Annotated in this window: 19 protein-coding genes; 5 read left to right on the top strand and 14 right to left on the bottom strand. The window is 71.7% G+C overall.

Features of this window, described 5'->3' with window-relative positions; all coding sequences use genetic code 11:
- Window positions 1-94: 94 nt before the first annotated feature.
- The 8 genes from IE264_RS29035 to IE264_RS29000 all read right to left on the bottom strand — a co-directional run bounded on the left by IE264_RS29035 (window position 95) and on the right by IE264_RS29000 (window position 8963).
- The gene (locus IE264_RS29035; protein ID WP_032758283.1) at window positions 95-916 is read right to left on the bottom strand and encodes a DUF1684 domain-containing protein; all 822 of its coding nucleotides are present in this window, start codon (window positions 914-916) and stop codon (window positions 95-97) included.
- Window positions 917-920: 4 nt separating this feature from the next.
- Window positions 921-2201, bottom strand: a complete 1281-nt coding sequence (locus IE264_RS29030; protein WP_032758428.1) for an NtaA/DmoA family FMN-dependent monooxygenase — start codon at window positions 2199-2201, stop codon at window positions 921-923.
- A 14-nt stretch (window positions 2202-2215) separates the two neighbouring features.
- Window positions 2216-3310, bottom strand: a complete 1095-nt coding sequence (locus IE264_RS29025; protein WP_032758281.1) for an LLM class flavin-dependent oxidoreductase — start codon at window positions 3308-3310, stop codon at window positions 2216-2218.
- Between the two features lie 156 nt (window positions 3311-3466).
- Entirely contained in the window at window positions 3467-4441 is a 975-nt protein-coding gene (locus IE264_RS29020; RefSeq protein ID WP_015607638.1) for an ABC transporter substrate-binding protein, read from the bottom strand.
- A gap of 67 nt (window positions 4442-4508) precedes the next feature.
- Window positions 4509-5261 carry an amino acid ABC transporter ATP-binding protein gene (locus IE264_RS29015; protein ID WP_032758278.1) on the bottom strand — a complete coding sequence of 251 codons (753 nt, stop codon included), beginning with the start codon at window positions 5259-5261 and terminating at the stop codon, window positions 4509-4511.
- Window positions 5262-5278: 17 nt separating this feature from the next.
- Window positions 5279-6196 (bottom strand): amino acid ABC transporter permease, encoded by a 918-nt coding sequence (locus IE264_RS29010; RefSeq protein WP_032758277.1) that lies wholly within the window; start codon window positions 6194-6196, stop codon window positions 5279-5281.
- Window positions 6197-6252: 56 nt separating this feature from the next.
- Window positions 6253-8094 carry an FAD/NAD(P)-binding protein gene (locus tag IE264_RS29005; protein WP_032758275.1) on the bottom strand — a complete coding sequence of 614 codons (1842 nt, stop codon included), beginning with the start codon at window positions 8092-8094 and terminating at the stop codon, window positions 6253-6255.
- Window positions 8091-8963: an amino acid ABC transporter permease gene (locus tag IE264_RS29000; RefSeq protein ID WP_015607642.1), complete on the bottom strand. Its 873-nt coding sequence runs from the start codon at window positions 8961-8963 to the stop codon at window positions 8091-8093. Before IE264_RS29000 ends, IE264_RS29005 begins: the two co-directional genes overlap by 4 nt.
- A gap of 481 nt (window positions 8964-9444) precedes the next feature.
- Here IE264_RS29000 and IE264_RS28995 point away from each other — a divergent pair, with 481 nt between their 5' ends.
- Window positions 9445-10395: an ABC transporter substrate-binding protein gene (locus tag IE264_RS28995; protein WP_015607643.1), complete on the top strand. Its 951-nt coding sequence runs from the start codon at window positions 9445-9447 to the stop codon at window positions 10393-10395.
- A gap of 25 nt (window positions 10396-10420) precedes the next feature.
- On the opposite strand, the gene IE264_RS28990 is transcribed toward IE264_RS28995, so the two are convergent.
- Window positions 10421-11629 carry a DUF5685 family protein gene (locus IE264_RS28990; RefSeq protein ID WP_032758427.1) on the bottom strand — a complete coding sequence of 403 codons (1209 nt, stop codon included), beginning with the start codon at window positions 11627-11629 and terminating at the stop codon, window positions 10421-10423.
- 311 nt (window positions 11630-11940) lie between these two features.
- On the opposite strand from IE264_RS28990, the gene IE264_RS28985 reads away from it, so the two are divergent.
- On the top strand, window positions 11941-12384 hold the full coding sequence (locus tag IE264_RS28985; RefSeq protein WP_015607645.1) for a cell division protein SepF: 444 nt from the start codon (window positions 11941-11943) through the stop codon (window positions 12382-12384).
- Window positions 12385-12451: 67 nt separating this feature from the next.
- On the opposite strand, the gene IE264_RS28980 is transcribed toward IE264_RS28985, so the two are convergent.
- Together IE264_RS28980 and IE264_RS28975 are read right to left on the bottom strand one after the other, a co-directional pair.
- Window positions 12452-13672, bottom strand: a complete 1221-nt coding sequence (locus tag IE264_RS28980) for an acyl-CoA dehydrogenase family protein (protein WP_032758272.1) — start codon at window positions 13670-13672, stop codon at window positions 12452-12454.
- 104 nt (window positions 13673-13776) lie between these two features.
- A complete protein-coding gene (locus IE264_RS28975; RefSeq protein WP_032758271.1) occupies window positions 13777-15552 on the bottom strand; it encodes an MFS transporter in 1776 nt (591 codons plus the stop codon).
- Between the two features lie 463 nt (window positions 15553-16015).
- Between IE264_RS28975 and IE264_RS28970 the strand changes: the two genes are divergently transcribed.
- Entirely contained in the window at window positions 16016-17014 is a 999-nt protein-coding gene (locus IE264_RS28970; protein WP_032758270.1) for a phosphatase PAP2 family protein, read from the top strand.
- Window positions 17015-17092: 78 nt separating this feature from the next.
- Here IE264_RS28970 and IE264_RS28965 read toward each other — a convergent pair whose 3' ends face one another.
- The 3 genes from IE264_RS28965 to IE264_RS28955 all read right to left on the bottom strand — a co-directional run bounded on the left by IE264_RS28965 (window position 17093) and on the right by IE264_RS28955 (window position 19985).
- Complete coding sequence (locus IE264_RS28965) at window positions 17093-17308, bottom strand: I78 family peptidase inhibitor (protein ID WP_031123857.1); 216 nt, start codon at window positions 17306-17308, stop codon at window positions 17093-17095.
- A gap of 366 nt (window positions 17309-17674) precedes the next feature.
- Window positions 17675-18640, bottom strand: coding sequence for a helix-turn-helix transcriptional regulator (locus IE264_RS28960; RefSeq protein ID WP_032758269.1), 966 nt, complete (start codon window positions 18638-18640; stop codon window positions 17675-17677).
- A 61-nt stretch (window positions 18641-18701) separates the two neighbouring features.
- Complete coding sequence (locus tag IE264_RS28955; RefSeq protein WP_032758268.1) at window positions 18702-19985, bottom strand: glycosyltransferase family 4 protein; 1284 nt, start codon at window positions 19983-19985, stop codon at window positions 18702-18704.
- Between the two features lie 526 nt (window positions 19986-20511).
- Between IE264_RS28955 and IE264_RS28950 the strand changes: the two genes are divergently transcribed.
- On the top strand, window positions 20512-21294 hold the full coding sequence (locus tag IE264_RS28950) for a DUF8842 C-terminal domain-containing protein (RefSeq protein ID WP_031123860.1): 783 nt from the start codon (window positions 20512-20514) through the stop codon (window positions 21292-21294).
- A gap of 137 nt (window positions 21295-21431) precedes the next feature.
- Entirely contained in the window at window positions 21432-21773 is a 342-nt protein-coding gene (locus IE264_RS28945) for a hypothetical protein (RefSeq protein ID WP_032758266.1), read from the top strand.
- Window positions 21774-21779 lie beyond the last annotated feature (6 nt).

Raw genomic sequence — 21779 nt, 5'->3', positions numbered from 1 at the left:
ACAGGAGGCGCAAGCATGCCTTTCGGCCACGCGCGCCCCACGCACACCGGCCCCGGCAGCCGTCGGGCTGCCGGGGCCGGGAGGTTCGCGCGGTTCAGGCGTCCAGGCGGTTCCGCTCCCCCGCCGGGACCGGCACGGTGAGGGAGTTGCCCGGGGGCGGGAAGGGGCAGATGAAGTGATCGGCGAAGGCGCACGGCGGCAGCAGGGCGCGGTTGAAGTCGATGTGCACGCTGCCGTCGCCGCCGGGTGCGCCGGGGCGCAGGAAACGGAAGCGGTAGCTGCCGTTCCCGCTGGTGGCGTCGGCGAAGACGGCCCAGAGCGAGCCGTCCGGCTCGACCGCGACCTGGAGCGTGTGCTCGTCCCCGTCCACCGTGAAGGCGATCTCCCCGCCGAGCCCGAGACCCCGCTCGACCCCGTCCGCGTTGGGGACCCGCACGGCCCGCTCCTCGGCGTACGGGCGGTAGGTCCCGGCCAGCGACCAGCGCGGGTCGTAGGGGGTCGCGTCGATGGTCGAGAAGGCGTGCCGGGAGGGAGAATCCGGGTCGAAGTCCCGTACCGCCCAGAGCCCTTCGCGCCGGAGCACCACCAGCCGTCGCTCCCCCTGCGCCACCCGGGAGTCGTCGATGGGGCCGCGGTCCGCGGAGAGCCGGACCTCCCCGGTCAGCGGCTTGCCGTCGACAACGATGCCGTCCTCGGCGGTGGCGGTCAGCACCACCTCGTCGCCGTCCTCGCGCCACTGCCCCGGGACGGCCGGAATTCGCCCTTCCGGGTAGTCGGAGAGCCAGTGGGTTCCGGTCAGCGAAAGGAGGCCGTAGGGGGCCGCGACCGCGAGGACCCGCCCCTCGTGCCACCGCTGCCACTCCTGTGCGGCGTCCGGCCCACCGGCCTGCTGGTGCTGCTGTGCGTCCGTGCTCATGCGGTCAACCTTTCCACACCGGCTCCGCCAGGCCGAGGTGCGACCGCAGCGTGGAGCCGGAGTATTCGGAGCGGAATGCTCCGCTCTCCTGGAGGAGCGGGACGACCCGGTCGACGAAGTCGTCCAGGCCGCCGGGGGTGAGGTGCGGTACGAGGATGAACCCGTCTGCCGCCCGCTCGTCGACGAACGCGGTGAGCTCCGCCGCGACCGTCTGCGGGGAGCCGATGAACGACTGCCGGGTGGTCGTCTCGATGACCGTCTGCCGCAGCGAGAGCCCCTTGGCCGCGGCGATCTCGCGCCAGCGGGCGACGACGGCGAACGGGTCCCCGTGCAGGACCCTGCCCTTGACGAGCCCGGAGTCGATGACGGGGTCGATCTCGGGGAGCGGCCCGTCCGGGTCGTACGCGGAGAGGTCGGTGCCCCAGAGCTGCTCGGCGGCGAGGATCGCGTTCTGCGGGGAGACCTGCTGACGGCGGATCTCGTACGCCTGCTCCTGCGCCTCGGCGTCGGTGTCGCCGACCACCACGGTGACCCCGGGCATGATCTTGAGGTCGTCGGGCTGCCTCCCGTACGCCGCGAGCCGCGCCTTGACGTCGGCGTAGAAGATGCGGCCCGCGTCCAGGGTGCCGTGCCGGGTGAAGATGATGTCGGCGGCGGAGGCGGCGAACTCCCGGCCCTCGCTGGAGTCCCCGGCCTGGATCACCACCGGGTGGCCCTGCGGGGAGCGGGGCACGGTGAACTCGCCGGAGATCGTGAACTGCTCCCCGTCGTGCGCGAAGGGCCGCGACTCGCCGTCCGGCGTCCAGGAGTCCCACAGCTCGCGGGCGGTGGCGACGAACTCGGCGGCCCGGTTGTAGCGGTCGGCGCGGTCCAGGTAGCCGCCCCGGCGGAAGTTCTCCCCGGTGAAGGCGTCGGAGGAGGTCACCACGTTCCAGGCGGCGCGCCCCTCGCTGAGGTGGTCGAGGGTGGCGAGCCGGCGGGCCAGCTCGTAGGGCTCGTTGAAGGTGGCGTTCACGGTGGCGGCGAGGCCGAGCCGTTCGGTGACGGCGGCCAGCGCGTTCAGCACGGTCAGCGACTCGGGCCGGCCGACCACGTCGAGGTCGTGGACGCGGCCGTTGTGCTCACGCAGCCGCAGCCCCTCGGCGAGGAAGAAGAAGTCGAACTTGCCGCGCTCCGCCGTCCGGGCCAGATGCACGAAGGAGGAGAAGTCGATCTGGCTGCGGGAGCGGGGGTCGGCCCACACGGTGGTGGCGTTGACGCCCGGGAAGTGCGCGGCCAGATGCATGGTGCGGGGCACGGTCAGGCCTCCTTCGACGAGGCCGACGAGGCCGCCGCGGCCTTGGGGGCCGCGTAGCGGCTGGCGGGGCGGACGAGCCCCAGGTGTTCGCGCAGGGTTCCGCCGGGATGGAAGGTGCGGAAGAGACTGCGGTGCTGGAGGAGGGCCACGGTGCCGTTGACGATCCTTTCGAGGTCGCGCTCCGGGGTGATGGGCGTGAGGTGGAAGCCGTCGGCCGCACCCGCCCGGTGCCACTGGGCGATGAGGTCGGCCAGGTCGACCGGGCCGCCCCGGAAGTAGGTGCCCCGCCCGGCGAGTTGCGGTCCGCTCTCCAGGCCGGGTTCCGGTGCCGTCTCGACGTCCCCGAGGTCGACCGTCAGCGCGACCAGGACCCGCAGCGCGTCGGGGTCGCGCCCGTGGGCGGCCGCCCCGGCGCGCAGTTCTTCCCGGACCGCGGCGGCCTGCTCGGGGGTGGTGGCCCGGATGTGGACGACGTCGGCGTGCCGGGCCGCCGCCGCCCTGGCCGGGGCGCTGGTCGCGTCGATGACGGTGACGGGCCTGCCCTGGGGCGGGCGCGGCACGATCGCGGGGCCCCGCACCGAGAAGGTGGAGCCCTCGAAGTCGACGTAGTGCAGCTTGTCCCGGTCGATGAAGCGTCCGGTCGCGGTGTCCCGGATCTCCGCGTCGTCCTCCCAGCTGTCCCAGAGCCGCGCGGAGACGTCGGCCACCTCTCCGGCCTCCTGCCACAGGGCGGCGGGCGGGGCGGCGGAACGTCTGCCGAAGAGCCGGGCCTCCGCCTCGGTGGTGGAGACGTCGGCGTGCCAGCCGGCCCGGCCGTTGCTGACCCAGTCCAGGGAGGCGACGGCCGAGGAGACGTGGAAGGGCTCGGTGTGGGTGGTGGTGACGGTCGGGACCAGGCCGATCCGGTCGGTGGCGGGCGCGACCCTGGCGAGGACCGCGAGCGCGTCGAGCCCGGGGCGGGCGAAGGAGTCGCCGAGGGTGACGTAGTCGAGGGCGCCGCCTTCGGCGAGCCGGGCGAGGCGGAGGTAGTGCCCGGCGTCGTAGTGGGGCGGGCCGCCGATCTCGGCGGCCAGGTGGAGGGGGGTACGGGCGGACATTGCGGGACCTCTCGGGTCGACGGTCGGGCGGGGGCCTCGCGGGGCGGTCGTGAGTCATCGGTCGTGGTCATCGGCGTCGCGAGGCCCCGTAGAGGGAGACCTGCCGGGCCCCGCAGGACCGGCCGGCTGCCGGTCCTGCGAGGGGTGTCCGGTGGGTCAGCTCTTGGTCTTGGGCAGGCCGGGCGGGTTGATCTCCGACTTCTCCACGGCCTCGCCGGTCAGCCCCCAGCGCTTGAGGACCTTGCCGTACGAGCCGTCCTCGATGATGTGGTCGATCGCGGCGGCGTACGCCTTGACCAGGCCGCTGTCCTTCTTGGTGGTCGCGGCGATCTTGCCCTGGAGGTCGCCGCCGGCGCCGGAGATCTGTCCGGCGATCTCGCTCTGGCCGGCCGTCGCCACGTGGTACGCGGCGGACGGGCTCGGGCCGAGGTGGGCGTCGATGCGGCCCGACTGGAGCGGCAGGTAGTAGTCGTTCTCCTTCTGGAAGTACTTGATCTCCACCGGCTTCCGCCCGGCCTTGACGTTCTCCTCGCTCCACTCGACGAGGATCTTCTCCTGGTTGGTGCCGGAGGAGACCGAGATCGTCTTGCCGGCGACGTCGGCGGGACCGTTCACCTTCCAGCCGGAGCCCTTCTTGGCCTCGAAGGCGATGTTGTCGAGGCGGTAGGTGGCGAAGTCGTACTTCTCCTTGCGCTCCTCGGTCACGGTGACGTTGGAGAGGACCGCGTCGAACTTGGAGCTGTCCAGGCCGACGAAGAGGTTCTCCCAGGAGACCTGCTCGAACTCCGGCTTCAGGCCGAGGGTGTCGGCGACGAGGGTGGCGATGTCGATCTCGGAGCCGATCCGGGTCTTGTCGTCGGTGGCGTAGAAGCCCAGCGGCGGCACGGCGTCCGCGCTCGCCCCGATCTTCAGCGTGCCGCGCTCGCGGATCGCCTCGGGGACGAGGCCGGCGACGGCGTCCACCTTCTTGCCTCTGAGGCGGTCCTGGTCGGGACTGGTGTTGAGACCGGTGTCCTTCTTGTCCTTGGACGCGGCCACATCGGTGGAGGCGTCGGGGTTGCCGCAGGCGGTGAGCAGTCCGGTGGCGGTGAGCGTGGCGATGGCGAGGGTGATGCTGCGGCGGACGGACACGTACGTACTCCTTGCGAGTGATGCGGATGAAAGGGACGGTGCGAATGAAGAGGACAGGAAAGGCGGTTCAGAGAACCTTGGAGAGGAACGCGCGGGTGCGTTCCTGGGTGGGGTGGTCCAGAACGTCGGCGGGCGGGCCCTGCTCGACGATCCGGCCCTCGTCCATGAAGACGACGGTGTCGGCGACCTCACGGGCGAAACCGATCTCATGGGTGACGACGATCATCGTGGTGCCGCCGTGCGCCAGGTCCTTGATGACGTCGAGGACCTCGCCGACGAGCTCCGGGTCGAGTGCGGAGGTCGGCTCGTCGAAGAGCAGGAGCTTGGGCTCCAGCGCCAGGGCACGGGCGATGGCGACGCGCTGCTGCTGACCGCCGGAGAGCTGGGCCGGGTAGGCGGTCGCCTTGTCGGCGAGGCCGACCCGGGCGAGCAGCTTCTCCGCCGCCTCGACGGCCTCCTTGCGGGGGCGGCGCAGCGCGGAGACGGGCGCCTCGATGATGTTCTCCACCACGGTGAGGTGCGGGAAGAGGTTGAAGTTCTGGAAGACGAAGCCGATCTTGGTCCGCTGGCGCAGCACCTCGCGCTCGCGGAGCTCGTAGAGCTTGTTGCCGTCCCTGCGGTAGCCGACCAGGGTGCCGTCGACGCTGATCCAGCCCTGGTCGACCTTCTCCAGGTGGTTGATGGTGCGCAGGAGGGTGGACTTGCCGGAGCCGGAGGGGCCGAGGATGACCGTCACCTCGCCGGGCCGCACCGACAGATCGATACCGCGCAGCACTTCGAGGGAGCCGAAGTTCTTGTGTACGGAGCGGATCTCGACCATGGCATCGCTGGGTGCGCTCATCGCACGGCCCCCTTGGAGTAGTGACGTTCGACGTAGTACTGGATGACCGAGAGGGCGGTGGTCAGGAGGATGTACCAGGCGGTGGCGACCATCAGCAGCGGAACGACCCGGCCGCTGCGGCCGTAGACGACCTGGACCTGGTAGAAGAGCTCGCCGATCGCCATGACGGAGACGATCGAGGTGCCCTTGAACAGCGAGATGATCTCGTTGGCCGCGTTGGGCAGGATGGAGCGCATCGCCTGCGGGAGCACGATCCGGCGCAGCTGCCGGAACTTGGGGATGCCGAGGGCGGCCGCAGCCTCCAACTGCTCGCCGCCGACGGCCAGTACGCCACCGCGCACGATCTCCGCCGCGTACGCCGCCTGGTGCAGCGCGAGGCCCAGGACGGCCGCGCTGACCGCGCCGACCAGGTTCATCGTGTCGAAGGTGAAGAAGCCCGGCCCGAACGGGATGCCGAACTGCAACTCCTTGTAGAGGTAGGCGAGGTTGAACCAGAACAGCAGCTGCACGATGAGCGGGATCGAGCGAAACGTCCAGATGTAGCCGTACGCGACCGTCCTCAGGAACGGGCTGGCCGACAGCCGCATGAACGCCAGCACGATGCCGAGCGCGAAGCCGAGGACCGTGCCGTAGAAGGTCAGCTGGAGGGTGAGCCAGACGGCCTTGAGGGTGACCGGCGCGGAGAAGAACTGCGCGAAGACGTCCCACTCCCAGCCGGGGTTGGTGACCAGCCCGTTGATGAACTGGGCGACCAGGACCGCGGTCACGGCGACGGCGACCCAGCGCCAGGGGTGGCGGGCCGGGACGACGGTCAGCTCTCCGTAGTCGGTGCCGGGGTCGGCGGCTCTTCCGGGGGGCGGGCCGTCGGGGGCCCCGGCGGGTTGATCGATGGGTGGATCGCTGGTCAGCGACATGGCGGGGTTCCTTGGACGCAGTGGTGGCGGTGGTACGGGAAGGATCTGCGGCGGGTTCAGGAGGCGAGGCGGCCGTGACAGGAGAGGTCGCGCAGGAAGCCCAGCGCGGCCCGGGCGGTGGCGTCGTTCTGCCGGAACGCGGGTCCGCCGGTACGGGGGCGGGTGAAGGCGCCGCTGTTGCGTGCCGTGGTGAACGGGCCCAGCGCGAAGCGGCGCGGGTGCGGCCGTCCCTCGCGGTCGACGATGCGGCTGTCGCCCGGGTCCACCGAGAGCAGGCCCGTGTCGGTGACGGCGGCCCCGCCCTCGTACAGGGTGCGCAGCAGCGGGCTGGCGGTGTGGCGGAGCGAGGGGTCCGGCAGGCGGGCCTCGACCAGGGCGCGGGCCTCGATGTGCTCGCCGGGGACGGTGGCGCCGCTCGCCCGGAAGACGCCGTGCTCCTCGTCGGCCTCCACGGCGATGGAGGCGCCGAGGAAGCGGACGACGCCGGCCCGGGAGAGGGCGAGGAGCTGCTCCAGGCGGGGGCCGGGCGGGCCCGATGCGAGGTAGCTGAAGAAGCCGTGCCACCAGTTGCCGATGTCGCCGAGCCGGATGAGCTGGGCGTAGGCCGAGAGCAGCCCGAGGAAGACTGCGAGATCCGTGCTGTGGTCCGGGTTGTGACGGCGTGTCAGGTCGGCGGTTATGTAGTCGCGCAGCCCTTCCTGGAGCGCCTCGGCGCTTTCGTACGTCACGCCGTCCAGCGGCCGGTCGAGCGCGTCCAGGTCGAGCCGGTCGGCGGGGTCGGGTACGGCACCGGCGACGAGGTCGGCCAGTTCGGGGCTGCCAGGATCGGCGGCTGCGTACTTCGCGTCGAAGACCTCGGGGTCCAGGGCGGTGCGCTCGGGGTGGGCGGTGAACAGCCGGTGGTAGTGGGCGTGGCCGAGCTCCTTGCCGACCAGCGGCCACACATCGCGCCGGAAGTCGAGCGGGCCGGGGCGGCTCAGCAGCTCGTCGGCCCACGCGGGGGTCAAGTAGCGCGGCAGGGGCGGGCGTTCACCGGTCCAGGTGTAGCCGATCTTCGAGTGGTACGGGACCCCGCGCCGGGATCCCACGTACAGCACGGGCTCCTGTCCCGAGGGCTGGTAGACGCCGTTCTCGTGGCGTCCGCCGCGCCCCTCGGTGAGCAGGACCATCAGGTCGATGAAGGCGAGGCCGAAGCCCCGGACGATGACCGGTTCACCGGCGGGCAGCGCGGTGAGGTCGGTGTCGGCGGTGAAGTCGGGCGGCAGGTGGATCAGCCCGTGCCGCGCCGCGAAGTCGCTCAACTCTGCCTGTTCTGGCTCCTGTTCGGCGTCGAGGTGGCCCACGGTCAGGACGACGAGGTCGGCGAGGAGAGGTTCGGTGCGGTCCCGCAGCCGTACACGCTGGCGGGAGCCGCGCGGTCCGGTGACGGCGACGGCGGTGGTGCGGTGCTCGTGCACGGTGATCCCGGGCGGCAGGGCCGCCAGGGCACGGTCGTAGGTCCAGCGCAGATAGGCGCTCTGGAGCCGCCGACTGGGGAAGTCCTGGCCGGTCAGGCCGCGTATCTCCGCCAGTACGGCGGGCTCGGCGTCGGGGGTGACGCGCCCGGCGCGGACGTCCTCGGCCCAGGCGTGCAGTGCGGGCCCCGCGACGACCGGTCCGGCCAGCTCCACCGTCTCGTCGGTGAACATGGTGACGTCCTCGGCCATGGAGTTCATCCAGAGCAGCGGCGACTGGTCCGGCCGCCAGATCCGCCCACCGCCCGCCGGGTAGGGGTCGACGAGGTGGATGTCCAGGGGCAGGTCCCCGTACAGCTCACGGGCGTTGGCGGCGATGCGCTCGATGACACCGGTGCCGCGCGGGCCGCCGCCGATCACCACGAGCGTGGGTGCGGCGCTCATCGCGCACCCGCCGTACCGCGGGCGTAGTAGCGCTCCACATAGCGCTGGCCGATGCTCAGCAGGGAGGTGACCCCGGCGTACCAGAGGGTGGCGACGAGCAGCAGCGGGATGACCTGGTAGGTGCGGTGGTAGACGAGCTGGACGGAGTAGAGCAGGTCCTGCACGGCGATGATGCTGACGATCGAGGTGCCCTTGAGGGTGCCGATCAGCATGTTCCCGGCCGGCGGGACGATGGAGCGCATCGCCTGCGGCAGCACGATCCGCCGGAACCGCCGCCAGGGCCCGAGCCCCAGGGACTGGGCGGCCTCCACCTGGCCGCGTTCGACGGAGAGGATGCCGCCGCGGACGACCTCGGCGGCGTACGCGGCCTCGTGCAGGGTCAGTCCGACGACGGCGATGGTGACCGGGCCCATGAGGGTGACCGTGGAGACACCGAGGATCTGCGGGTACAGGGCGCCGATGTTGAACCAGAACAGCAGCTGGACCAGGATCGGGGTGGACCTGAACAGCCAGACGTAACCCCAACTGACCGCCTGGAGAACGGGGTTGCCGGAGAGCCGCAGGACGGCGAGGAGCGCCCCGAGGGCGAAGCCGAGCACCATGACGACCGCGGTGAGCCACAGGGTGAGCCAGAGACCGCGCAGGACGGAGGCGGTGGCGAAGTAGGAGACGACCACGTCCCACTCGAAGGCCTCGTTGCGGATGACCGAGCTCAGCGCCAGCGCGAGGAGGACGAGGACGGCAACAGCCGCTGTCCAGCGGCCCGTTCGGCGTACGGGGACGATGCGGGGGACCGCACTGTCGCCGTCGTGCTTGACGGGTGGTGGCGCGGAGGACGAGGGAGGCAGCAGATCGGTCTGCGGGGGCATGCGAGGGCTCCGTGGATGCTGAGATCGAACACGGGGCGTACCTTCACACCATGAACCACACGGACCGGGCCCCTCAGCGCCGGTCCGCCTCCGAGATAAGCGGTGAACACGGCGCATTGTCAAGCCTGTCCACACTCTGAGCTCTATGTCTCACGTCAGTTGACGCGCACCCGGATGCCTGTTCCACTGGCCCCATGTATTCGCAGCAGTGGCTGGTCACCCGCTCCCACATCGACTTCGGTCGAGTGTGGTCCTCTTCCTGTTGAGCTGACCCTCTGCTGTCCGGTTTTCCCTGCTCACGCCTGCTCTGAAGGCGTTCGAGCACCGTTCCTCGCGTGACTTCACCTCCACCACACCGCGTCGCCCTCCCCTCGCTTCGCCGTACCTTCCCGCGCACCGCTGAACCTCCCGTCGCCGCTCCGCGCCCTTCCGGGCCCGGGGCCGGTCGGCATACCTTGACGAACCCGGAGAAAACAGAGCCATGTCCAGATCGCGCCACAGTGCCCTCTTCGCCTTGATCACCGCCGCCGCGCTGACCCTGACCGGCTGCGCGGACCCGGCGGAGCCCGGGGCGGGCACCGCCAAGGGCGAGGCCAAGGGGAAGACCCCGACCACCGACGTGGTGTCCTCGGTGAAGAAGGTCGACGCCGTGGCGGAGCTGCTGCCCGAGGAGGTCCGCAAGGCCGGCACCCTGCGGATCGCGGCCGCCACCGGCTCCCCGCCGGGAGCCTTCTACGAGGCGGACGGCACCACGCTGTCCGGCGCGGACATCGACTTCGCGGACGCGGTGGCAAAGGTGCTGGGAGTGGAGCTGAAGCGTGAGGTGGCGTCCTTCGAGGCGATCCTGCCGGCGCTCGGAAGCGGGAAGTACGACCTGGGGACGGGGAACTTCGGCGTCACCGACGTACGCCGCAAGACGATCGACTTCGTGACGTACATCAACGACGGCCAGGGCTTCGCCGTCCGCGAGGACAGCAAGCTGAAGGAGGTCACCGACCTCACCGACCTGTGCGGCCTGAACGTGTCCACGGGTGCGGGCACCACCTTCGAGGTCGCGCTCCAGGAGAACCTGCCCCGGTGCGCGGAGAAGGGCGAGAAGCCCTACGAGGTGAAGACGTACGCCGACCCGGCGGCGGTCTGGCTCTCCCTCAAGCAGGGCCGCACCGACGTGAACATGTCCACCATCAACGGACTGCGCTACGCGGTGACCCAGCAGGAGGGGCTGCGCTTCCTCAACGAGTTCAAGCGGCTGGACGTGGGCTTCGCCTTCAAGAAGGGCAGCCCGCTGACCCCGGCCTTCCAGGCCGCGGTCAACCAGCTCAAGAAGGACGGGACCTACGACCGGATCCTGAAGAAGTGGGGCACCACCGAGTCCGCGATCGAGACGTCGCAGATCTCGCCGCCCGAGCTGAAGGGTCCCACGCCGAAGTAGCCCGACGCCGGTGACTCCTGCGGCCTCAGCAGTCGCACCCGCAGGAGTCGCCGCAACAGCAGCAGCCCTCGCCGCACTGGCCGCAGCAGTCGCAGGCCTCGCAGCAGTCGCCGCAGTCGTTGCACAGCCCTTCCCGCCGCTCCCGGCTCCAGGGGTCCTCGAAGGTGCCGCAGCACATCTGGCAGGTGCAGGCGAGCCCGGCCCACACCAGGCACCCGGCGATCAGCCCGCGCCGGTCGCGCGGCGGCCGGGGCGGGGGCGGGGCGGCCGGACCGCCGGGCGTCGGACCGTACGGGTTGCCCGGCGTCGGGCCGTACGGATTGCCGGGGGGCGGCCCGAAGGAGCCCTGCGGCACCTCCAGCCCCGTGTGCGAGCAGGACGACGTGCCGAAGGCCCGGTCGACCGAGCGCCGCAGCTCATGGGCGAGCAGCACATGGACGAGCTGGCCATCGGTGAACTCGGCCTCACGCAGCGCGAGCCGTATGCCGTGCAGCGCGTCGTCGCAGAGCCGGCGCGCCTCGGTCAGCGGGGTGCCGGTCACGGTGAGCGGGTTCCAGGCACCCGACGCGGCGTCAGCTTCCCGGTCCTCCACGGCGTCCAGCAGATGCGCGAGCCGCCCGAAGAGGCGTCCGGCCTCCGCGAGCGGGGCGGCGTTCTGCGGCTTCCCGGCGAGGACGGCGGTGTGGGCGAAGGCCGCCGCGGTGGCGGTCTCGGTGGGTTCGGTGACCGTCAGCAGCGGGGTACCGGGCCCCGCGAGGGTCTCGATGCCGGTCTGCCGGTCGACCGCGTCGACCAGGAGGGCGGTGTCGAAGCCGAGCGCCGCCCCCGTACGGGCACCCGCCCGGTCCCAGCCCGCCGCCACCCGCCGCGCGGCCGCCGCGACCGGCCGCCGGGCCAACAGCCCGTCCCGGTCGGCGACGTGGTCGCGGACCTTGGCGGAGGCGAGGACGAGCGAGACGGCGGCGGCGAGCCTGGCCCCCTCCCCCTTGGCGACCGGGGCGGTCCGCATGGCGCGCAGCGGGCACGGACCGGCGGTGCGCCGGCCGGCCGGGGTGGCCCCCGTCTGAGCCTCCGTCAGGACGGAGACGATCAGACCGTCATAGTTGGTGACAATTCGGGCGAACTGCCCGTGATCCGCCCTCAGGGCCAGGCAGAGACCGCAGAGATGGGCCATCCACTCGGTCCGCAGACCTTCGGAGAGCCGATGGGTACAGGGCCTCACGATTCCGAACACGACGATCCCCCGCGAGCCGTTCCAGCCGGTGCGCGCCGCTCGCACACCTGAGCGCCGTGCATCGTATCGGGCGATCCGTTCACCCGTACGTCCCCCATGTCACCCGTACGGACCGGCGCATCATATTTTCCCATCGGGACCGGCCTTATGCAGGAGGAACCTTGACGAACCGCCACATGTTCTGCACCAGTAACGTCACGAATCACCTGTGCGGCGACTATCCACTTGGCGCGGTATCCGCATCATGGACGACCATAGGGATACGAAAGAGATGCGGAACACCAAGGAACCGCGGTTGAGAGGAGGCGTCCATGGGATCGGTGCGCAAGGCGAGTGCGTGGCTGGGCCTCGTAGAGGACAACGACGAGCGGTACTACGACGACGAGTACGCCGAGGGTACGGAGACGGGCACGGGCAACCAGGCCTGGGTCACCGACCCCCGGGTGCAGGTGGCCGCCGAGACGGCCGAGCAGCAGGACCGCCGGATCGCCACGGTGACCCCGGACAGCTTCCGGGACGCACGGGCCATCGGTGAGCTCTTCCGGGACGGCGTCCCGGTCATCGTCAACCTCACGGCCATGGACCCCGCCGACGCCAAGCGTGTGGTGGACTTCGCCGCCGGGCTGATCTTCGGCCTGCGCGGTTCGATCGACCGGGTGGCCACCCGGGTCTTCCTGCTCTCCCCGGCCGACACCCAGGTGGTCGCCGGGGAATCCGCCGGCCGCAAGGCCGACGGATTCTTCAACCAGAGCTGAGCAGGGCGCTCGCCGGAAAGTTCCGGTCAGCGTCTCCGGTCGGCACGCCCCGTCGGACGTGTCGTGGTCACCGGAAGGCGTCGAGACCGGTGAGCGCCTTGCCCAGCACCAGCTGGTGCATCTCCACGGTGCCCTCGTACGTGAGCACCGACTCCAGATTCGTCGCGTGCCGCATCACCGGGTACTCCAGCGAGATCCCGTTGGCACCGAGGATCGTGCGCGAGGTACGGCAGATCTCGATCGCCTCCCGCACGTTGTTGAGCTTGCCGAAGCTGACCTGCTCGGGGCGGAGCCGCCCCGCGTCCATGCGGCTGCCCAGGTGGTGGGCGAGCAGGATGCCCTTGTGCAGTTCGAGCGCCATGTCCGCCAGCTTGGCCTGGGTGAGCTGGAAGCCGCCGATCGGCCGGCCGAACTGTTCCCGGGTCCTCGCGTAGTCGAGGGCCGACTCGAAGCTGGCCCGCGCCGCACCCATGGCGCCCCAGACGATCCCGTACCGCGCGTGGCTCAGACAGCTGAGCGGGCCGCGCAGCCCCTTCGCGTCCGGAAGCACCGCGTCGGCGGGGAGCCGGACGCCGTCCATGACCAGTTCGCTGGTGACCGAGGCCCGCAGCGACCACTTGTGGTGGATCTCCGGCGCGGAGAAGCCGGGGGTGCCGGTCGGTACGACGAAGCCGCGGATGCCCCGGCCCTCGTCGCCCTCGTCGGTCTGCGCCCAGACGATGGCGACCCCGGCGACCGAGCCGTTGGTGATCCACATCTTGCGGCCGGTGAGCACCCAGTCCGTGCCGTCGCGCTTGGCGTACGTCCGCATCCCGGCCGGGTCGGAGCCGTGGTCCGGCTCGGTCAGCCCGAAGCAGCCGATGATCTCGCCCGCCGCCATGCCGGGCAGCCACCGCTGCTTCTGCTCCTCGGAGCCGAAGCGGTGGATCGCGTACATGGCGAGCGAACCCTGTACGGAGACGAGCGAGCGGATCCCGGAGTCGGCGGCCTCCAGCTCCAGGCAGGCGAGCCCGTACTGGACGGCGCTCGCCCCGGCGCAGCCGTACCCGTCGAGGGACATGCCCAGTGCGCCCAGCGCGCCGAGCTCCCGGGCCAGCTCCCGGATGCCGGGCAGCTCCCCCTTCTCGTACCACTCGGCGATGTGCGGCAGGACCCGGTCGGTGGCCCAGGTGCGGACGGTGTCGCGGATCGCGAGGTCGTCGGGGCCGAGCAGATCGTCGATGCCGAGGGGGTCGGTGGCGTCGAACGGCGGGAGCTTCGACGGCTTCGCGGACTCGGTGCTGGACATGAGGGCGCCTCCGGCGGCTCGCACGGTGTGCGGAGGGGCGGGGGTCGGCCGCGGCCCTCCGAAAACTAGCAGTGGTAGTCGAAACGTCGTGGAGACGTTACGGCTCAGTGTGCCGCTCGTCCAGAGCCGGTGGCCTCGGCCGGTTCGCGCCGGGCGGGGAGCGTCAGGCGCGGGGCGGGGCGCTCGGGGACGGCGGGAGCCGGGAGGGCGCCGGAGGTCTGGGGCTCGGAAGTCCGGGACCCGGCGGTCCGAGGATCGGAGGTCCGGGACTCGGCGGCCTGGCGGCCGGGGACCTTCGGCTCGGCGGCCTGGTCGCCCAGGGCGCAGAGCTCCTTCTGCGTACAGTCCATCACCCTCGGCAGGCGCAGCGCCGCGAGCGCCCCGAGCAGCAGCAGACCGGCGCTGACGAAGAGCGTGATGTGCAGCCCGCCGACGAAGGCGTGCCGGGCCGTGGAGCGCAGCAGCTCCCCCGCCGGGCCGCCGAGCTGCGCGGCCACCTGGTAGGCCTCGCCCAGTGAGTGGGAGGCCTCCGCGCCCGCCCGGGCGGGCACACCCTTCTCGTGCAGGGAGGCGAGCCCGGGGGCGTACGCGGCGTTCATGACGCTGCCGAGGAGCGCGATGCCCAGGCCCGCGCCGAGCTGGTAGGAGGTCTCCCCTATCGCCGCGGCCCCGCCCGCCCGTTCCGCGGGGGCGTCGCTGAGCATCGACTCGTACGCCCCGAAGAGCGTCGACTGGAGGCCGAAGCCGAGGAGGACGAAGGCCGCCGTCAGCAGGGCGGGCCGGTCGTGCTGGCCCATCGAGGTGAGCAGCAGCACGGAGGAGGCCGTCAGGACGAAGCCCCAGCCGACCATCCTGCGGGGGCCGACGCGGCGCAGGGTGTACGAGCCGGTGGCGCCCGCGGCCATCGCGGCGAAGGTCAGCGGCAGCAGCCGCAGCCCGGTCTCCAGCGGGCTGAGGCCCAGCACCAGCTGGAGGTACTGGACGGCGATCAGCTGGAGGCCGACCAGGGCCAGCATGGCGAGCACGATGCAGCCGACGGCGGTGGAGAAGGCCGGGCGGGCGAACATCGAGATGTCGATCAACGGGTGTGTACGGCGCTTCTGGCGGCGTACGAAGAGGATCAGGAGCGCCAGCCCGAGGGCCAGCGGGCCCAGCGAGACCGGGTCCAGGAGGGCCCCGCCGCTGCCCAGGCGCTTGACGCCGAGGACGACTCCGAGCACCCCGGCGGCGGCGGTCAGCGCGCCCAGCACGTCCCACGGGCCGTCCTCGGCGCCGCGCGACTCCGGCAGCAGCCAGCGGCCGAGCGGCAGGATGACCGCCATCAGCGGGATGTTGATCAGGAAGACCGAGCCCCACCAGAAGTGCTCGACCAGGAAGCCGCCGACGACCGGCCCGACGGCGGCGCCGACCGCGGCGACGGCGGTCCACACCCCGATGGCGAGGGCCCGCTCCCGCCGGTCCGGGAAGACCTGGCGCAGGATCGACAGGGTCGCCGGCATGATCATCGCGCCGCCGACGCCGAGGAGGGCCCGGGCCGCTATCAGAACGGCCGGGGTGTCGGCGGTCGCGGCGAGCAGGGAGGCCACGCCGAAGAGCGCGTAGCCGAAGAGCAGCACGCGGCGTCTGCCGATCCGGTCACCCAGCGTGCCGAAGAGGATGAGCAGCGAGGCGCAGACCAGGGGGTAGGCGTCGACGATCCACAGGAGTCCGGTGGCGCTCGGGCGGAGATCCTCGGTGACCGAGGGGACCGCGACATGGAGCACGGTCGCGTCCAGCGCGACCACCAGCAGGCTGAGGCAGAGGACGACGAGGACGACCCAGCGGTTGGCGCCGTCGGCGGCTCGGCGCAGCCGGACTCCGGCCGTGGTCGTCCCGGACATCTACCTACCTCCCGATGGGTTCCTCGCGCTCGGTGGACCGGCGGGGACGTGGTGTGCGTGTCTCCGGGGGCCCGGCATCGACGGGCGAGTGAGCCGTCAGCGTACGCGAGTTCGGCCTGGTGACACGTGGCCCACCTCATACGCCGGTCCGCCACACAGTGTGGCGTACGCCACTCCGGCCCCTCCGGCGACCCCCGCGCCGGGCCCGCCGGAGGCGGGGCGGGACGGGGCGCGCCTCCCCCGAATGGCCCGATCAATTCCCGCGGATTCCTGTGTGCGAAATTACCCGGAAGATCAAACATGCTTCCGAACGGAACCCCGGGGAAATTGGCCGCAAGATCACGGAGATTCTTCTCCGCACCCGGAAAAAGTCACCGTTCTGAGACGAAGTCCACATCACATCGTCATCACAAAGCGGCCGGATTGGCCTGCTCACACACTCACTCGCTGTAACGTCGATTGGGTGCGTACCGACATCTTTGCCCGCCTGGACCGGGAGCCGGAACCGCCGAAGATAGTGGCACCGCGGATGAGCCGTCACCGCATCGCCCTCTTCGGCGGGACGTTGGCGTTCTATCTCGCCATCGTCTTCGCCGTGCTCGTGACGTCCTGGCTGGTGACCCTGGACTGGAAGGTCATGCTGTTCCGGCCCTACCAGCAGTGGCCCGAACTGCACGCCTTCCTCGACTACTACGTCGTGCTCGGCCAGCGCGGCCCGACGGCGGTGATGGTCGCCTGCTGGCTGGGCTGGCGCTCCTGGCGTCAGCACACGCTGCGGCCGCTGCTGGTCCTCGGCACCTCCCTGCTGCTGCTCAATGTGACGGTGGGCGCGGTCAAGCTGGGACTGGGGCGGCTCGGCCCGCACTACGCGACGCAGATCGGCTCGGCCGAGATGTTCGCCGGCGGCGATATATTTCCCTCCGGACACACCGCGAACGCCGTCGTGACCTGGGGAATCCTCGCCTATCTGGCCACCACGCCCCGGGCCAGGCGCTATCTGTCGGCGGTCTCCGCCACGGTCTCGCTGGGCGTCGGCCTCACCACCGTCTACATCGGCACGCACTGGCTCAGCGATGTGGTGCTGGGCTGGGCGGCGGGGCTGCTCATCCTGCTGGCGCTGCCCTGGTTCGAGCCGCTGATCGCCCGCACGGAGAGCTGGATCTTCGACGTGCGCGAGCGGTGGCGCGAGCGCCGCAGGGCGGGCCGCCCGGTGCGGGCCCCCGAGGGCGCGCCTCAGCCGGTGCTGCTCCCCCAGTCGATCGCCGCCGAGGGCGCCGCCCTCGCGGCCGGTGCGGGCGCTCCCGGCGCGCATCTGGCGGCCGGAGCCCGGGTGCGGGCGCACACGGTGCCCGCCGTCTGCCCGGAGCGGCCGGCGGCGGCTCCCGCGGGCACGCGCTGCGCGCAGCCCGAACACGGCTCCCGGGGCGCCACGAGCCCGGCGCGCCCGATGACGGGCGGCTAGGACACGGCGTACCGCTGCTACGACGAGGGCCCCGACCATGTGGTCGGGGCCCTCGTCGTGTCGGGGTGCGTGCGGGGGTCAGCCCACCCAGCAGCGGGTCACCGTGGCGTCCTCGACCTGGAAGTTGATCCGGCCGGAACGGAACTCCATCGTCAGGAACGTGCCCGGCGGAACCGCCCGGACCGTGTCCCAGCCACGGCTTCTCGCCAGCTGCTCGGCGGTGTCGGCAGCGAGGCCGACGTACGGCTCGGGGGCGTCGTCCGGCTGTGCGGGAGGGGTCGGTAGAGAGGCCATACCCCTCACCGTAGGCGGCCGCGGGTGAGGACGGAAGGCCGGGCCCCGAGGGCGCCCCCCGCATCCCCGGGTGCCGCCGCGGTCACGCTTGTGTCACAGAATCCCCACACACGTATAGCCCGGCCTATTCACTCGAACGGCCCGCCCGGAAGTGGGGGTACGAAATGGCGGGACACCCTTGCGCGGTCTCGCGGCGGGGCCGGTGGCGACACTCCGTAAACACCCGGGGTGACCTGCTGATTTTACCGTCCGGTGGTCCGTCAACCGAATGGGCGGGACACCTGAATTTCATGCTCCCTTATACCCGTCTTATATTTCCTCACGTTTCTCCCACGGGGCTCCGTCTCCCGGACAACGGGCGGAATCTCACGATCCGGCCAGCGCCCGGGTCAGCCGGTCCCGGGCCCGGGTCATCACCTCGACGAGTTCGGGCGGCTCGACCACCTCGAAATCGATCCCCATGAGCAGCACGTGGATCACCAGGACCTCCAGGTTCGGCGCCCCCGCCGTGAGCCGGCACGTCTGCGCGTCGACGGGCTCCAGCACCCCGGCGGAGGGCGAGATGTGCTGGGCGGCCTCCGCCAGCGGGGCCTTCACCAGGAGCACCGCCCGCGCCGCGTAGGCGGAGACCGCGACGCCCTCGGAGACGTAGGCGGCCAGGTCGTCGGCGGGCGGGGGCCGGGGTGTGAACCGGGGGCCGTGCGGCGGGGTCGGGGTGATCCGGTCCACCCGGAAGGTCCGCCAGTCCGCCCGGTCCAGGTCCCAGGCGACCAGGTACCAGCGGTGCTCGGTGCAGACGAGCCGGTGCGGCTCCACGGTCCGGCGGGAGTCGGAGCCGCCGTGGGAGCGGTAGGAGAAGCGGAGCCGCTCGCTGTCCCGGCAGGCTGCGGCCAGCTCGGTGAGGAGGGCCGGGTCGACGGTGGAGGTGTCGGCTCCGCGCAGCATCGGCACGGTGAAGGCGCCGAGCGCGCTCACCCGGCGGCGCAGCCGGTTCGGCAGCACCTGTTCGAGCTTGGCCAGCGCGCGTACGGAGGTCTCGCCGATGCCCTCGATGCCGTGGCCCGCCGCCGTGCGCAGCCCCACGGCGACCGCGACGGCCTCCTCGTCGTCCAGCAGGAGCGGCGGCAGCTCGGCCCCGGCCCCGAGCTGGTAGCCGCCGCCGGTGCCGGGGCTGGCGTTCACCGGGTAGCCGAGCTCCCGCAGCTTGTCGACGTCCCGGCGCACGGTGCGCGGGGTGACACCGAGCCGCTCGGCCAGGTCCGCGCCGGACCAGTCCCGGTGGGCCTGGAGCAGTGAGAGCAGGCGCAGCAGTCGTGCCGAGGTCTCCAACATGGGGAGGAGTCTGCCAGGCCTTGCGGACAGCTCCCGTCCGCAAGCCCTCGGGCGGTGGCGGTCAGGCGGCCTTGCCCTTACGGAGGACGTCGGCGGCCTTGTAGCGGAGCGCGTACGCCCCGTCGAGCACGGTGCCCCGGGTGCGGTGCAGCGCGGTGCGCAGCGGGCTGTGGCCCCGGCCCCGGGCGCCACGGGCGACGAGTTCGGCGAACAGGCTCTCGTGGCTCTCCGCGATCCGCGCCGGGTCGAAGCGTTCCGACGCCGAGAGCGCGGCGCGGCCCATCCGGTGGCGCAGACCGTCGTCCTCGATCAGTTGGAGCAGCGCCGCGGCGATCGCGTCGGTGTCACCCACCGGCACGAGACGGCCGTCGACGCCGTCCTCGATGATCTCCGCCGGTCCGTGCGGGCAGGCGGTGGCCACGACCGGCAGTCCGCCGCGCATCGCCTCCACGATGGTCATGCCGAAGGACTCGCGGTCCGAAGTGACGGCGGCGATCGACCCCTTGGGCCACTCGGCCTCCATGGGGTTGGCCGAGCCCATCAGGAACACCTGGTCGCGCAGGTCCAGTTGGCCGATGAGCGCGCGCAGCGCGGCCTGCTCGTCGCCGGACGCGTCCCCGCCGCCGTAGATCCGCAGCCGCCAGTCCGGGCGGGCCGCGGAGACCTGGGCGAAGGCCCGTACGAGCAGGTCGTACCGTTTGACCCGGTGCAGCCGGCCCGCCGCCACCACCCACTTCAGGTCGCCGTCGGCGGGCGGGAAGGCGGACTCGGGAACGGCGTTGGGGATGGCCTCGATCCGCACGCCCGGCAGCTTCATCCGCCTGCGGTAGTCCTCGGCGTCGGCGCGGGTGACGGTGGTGAGGGCGTCGAGCAGGGTGTACCGGTGGGCGATCTCGCGCCGCAGCCGGTAGCCGTGGTTGTCCAGCGTGAGGTGCTCCTGACCGACGCGCACCGGGCCCCGGCGGGTCTGCCGGCTGATGTGCACGTTCAGTCCGGGGCGGGTGCCGACGACGACATCGGCTTCGAGCGCCTGGAGATGGGCGGCGATCCGGGCGTCGGTGAGCCTGCTGTACTGCTTGTGCCGGCTGTCGCCGTGCGGGAACACCGTGGCGGGCCGGGCGTGTTGGGCGGCGTCGCCGTCGAACGTCGCGCTCTTCTTCCGCAGATCGACGAGGTGGCGCATCGTCACGCCCTCGGGCGCGCCGAGCACGGGCGCGTCGCGGTGCCGGAAGACGGAGACGATCTCGACGTCGTGCTGTTCGGCGAGAGTGCGGGCGAGTGTGAAGGTCGTGCGAATCGTTCCCCCGATGCCGTACGCATTGTGCAGAAGAAATGAAATATGCATGGTGCCGTTTCCCCCTGGTCTGGCCGGTCTGTTGCGACTCTACGTCCAGCCGGTTTACCACCCGAAATCCGTCCGGAATATGCCCGGAATCCGGCTGGATTTCGCAGCTGAATGCAGGGCCCTATCCGGCTCCCCGCCGCCGGAGCCGGAACCGTCGCTGACCAGCAGGTTCCCGGAATCCCTGAATCCGGATCGCCGTCGACACCCGGCGCCGTCGCACGATTCGACGGCGCCCGGTTCGCTCTTCGGCCGCCTGCCCGCCGCCCGTTCCGGCAGCGTATTCCTCACGTGTTCGACGGAGAACTCCACGGAAAGGTTGCCTGCGGCCGGGTAAAAACTCCGGAGACTCTCCGCACCGCGGCACAACCGCTCCCGGGGCCCATGGATCGACTCCTCGACGTAGCGATGTGTCGACCCGGTCCTCACTTCCGTCGCCGTCGGTGCGTGACCCCGGCCACGGATCCCGCGTTGTCTCTTCATGAGCCGGGAACCCCTCGGCCCACGCACCGAGTTCGAGGAGCCACCCGTGCCGCGCATGCTCGACGTCAGCCAGGACGTACGCGCCGAGATCGGCGACGACGAAGCCGACCGGCTGCTCGTCGGCGACGACACCCCCGGCAGTTACGACTGCACCTCCTGCCGCACCCCCGGCGACTCCGACCAGGAACGCACCAGCACGGTGCTGTTCATCGGGGACGAGACCGCCGTGCTCGCGTTCGCCCACGCGACGTGCATCCCCTCGCAGGTCGTCAAGGTCGCGGAGGACCAGCTCCAGGGCGCGGTGCGCAGCATCACCGGCAGCGAGCAGAAGAATACGGAGGGGCGCATGCCCGAACAGGCCGTCCTCGGCATCACCAGCGGTCTCGTTCTCATCGAGGACGATGTCCGACCGGCCCTGGTCGTCGAACCGACGGGGCCGGTCGCCCGGCCCGGCACAGACGGCAGCGGGGGCGACGAGTTCCTCCAGCTGCTCCTGGAGCAGGGCTTCCACCCGGCCCCCGACCTGAACCGGCTGCCGGCGGTGCTGCCCGGCTGGTCGGTGCTGCTCGCCGTGGGCCAGCTGCACGCCGTGCTGCAGCCCGGTTCCGGCGGAGGCAACCCGGTCGCCTGGTGGCAGGCCCACCAGCCGCTCCAGGTGACCGACGGCTGGCGGGCCGCGGTCAACAAGTCGCAGACGGTCCTCGTCTTCGCCGCACCGGCCGGCACCATCGGCCAGCAGCCGCGCGAGGACCTGCTCCGGGACGCCCTGGAGAAGGCCGCGGTCAACGGGGCTCTGGTCGCCGCCTCGATGCCGCTCGCCGGGACCTGATCATGTCCGCCCCGCTCGGGCACCCCCGCCGAACAGCGTTTTCTCCGGCGGGACCGCATCCGACGGGCGGTGAGGTCGTTGGCACCTACGTGCACTCATACGACCCCTCCCGCCAGCACCAGAGCCAGATTCCTGCCATGCGTCCCTCGCAGGAACCATCGGTGGGCATGTCCGCCACCCCGATCTACGACGCGCTGTACTCCGAGTACCGGCGCTCGTTCCGGGCGTTGCCGGGTGACCGGAGCGGTGAGGAGAACCTCCGCTTCCCGGCCTTCGGCGCCGGGCTCTTCGCCTCCCGGGCCCCGCTCGGCCACTCGGCCCCGGCCGGACAGGACCGGCACTCCGGGACCGGCAGCGGCAGCGGCAGCGGCAGCGGCCAGAGCCAGCACACCGGGACGCTCGGCTCCTGGCAGCGGGTGGGACGCCACGCCGGGCGTCCCCGGCCCGCGGCGCTTCCGCCGGGGTCCCGGGAGTCCTGAGTCCGC

The sequence above is a fragment of the Streptomyces microflavus genome (assembly GCF_014650075.1).
Classification (GTDB): domain Bacteria; phylum Actinomycetota; class Actinomycetes; order Streptomycetales; family Streptomycetaceae; genus Streptomyces; species Streptomyces microflavus.
This window is presented reverse-complemented; position numbering and strand designations above follow the sequence as displayed.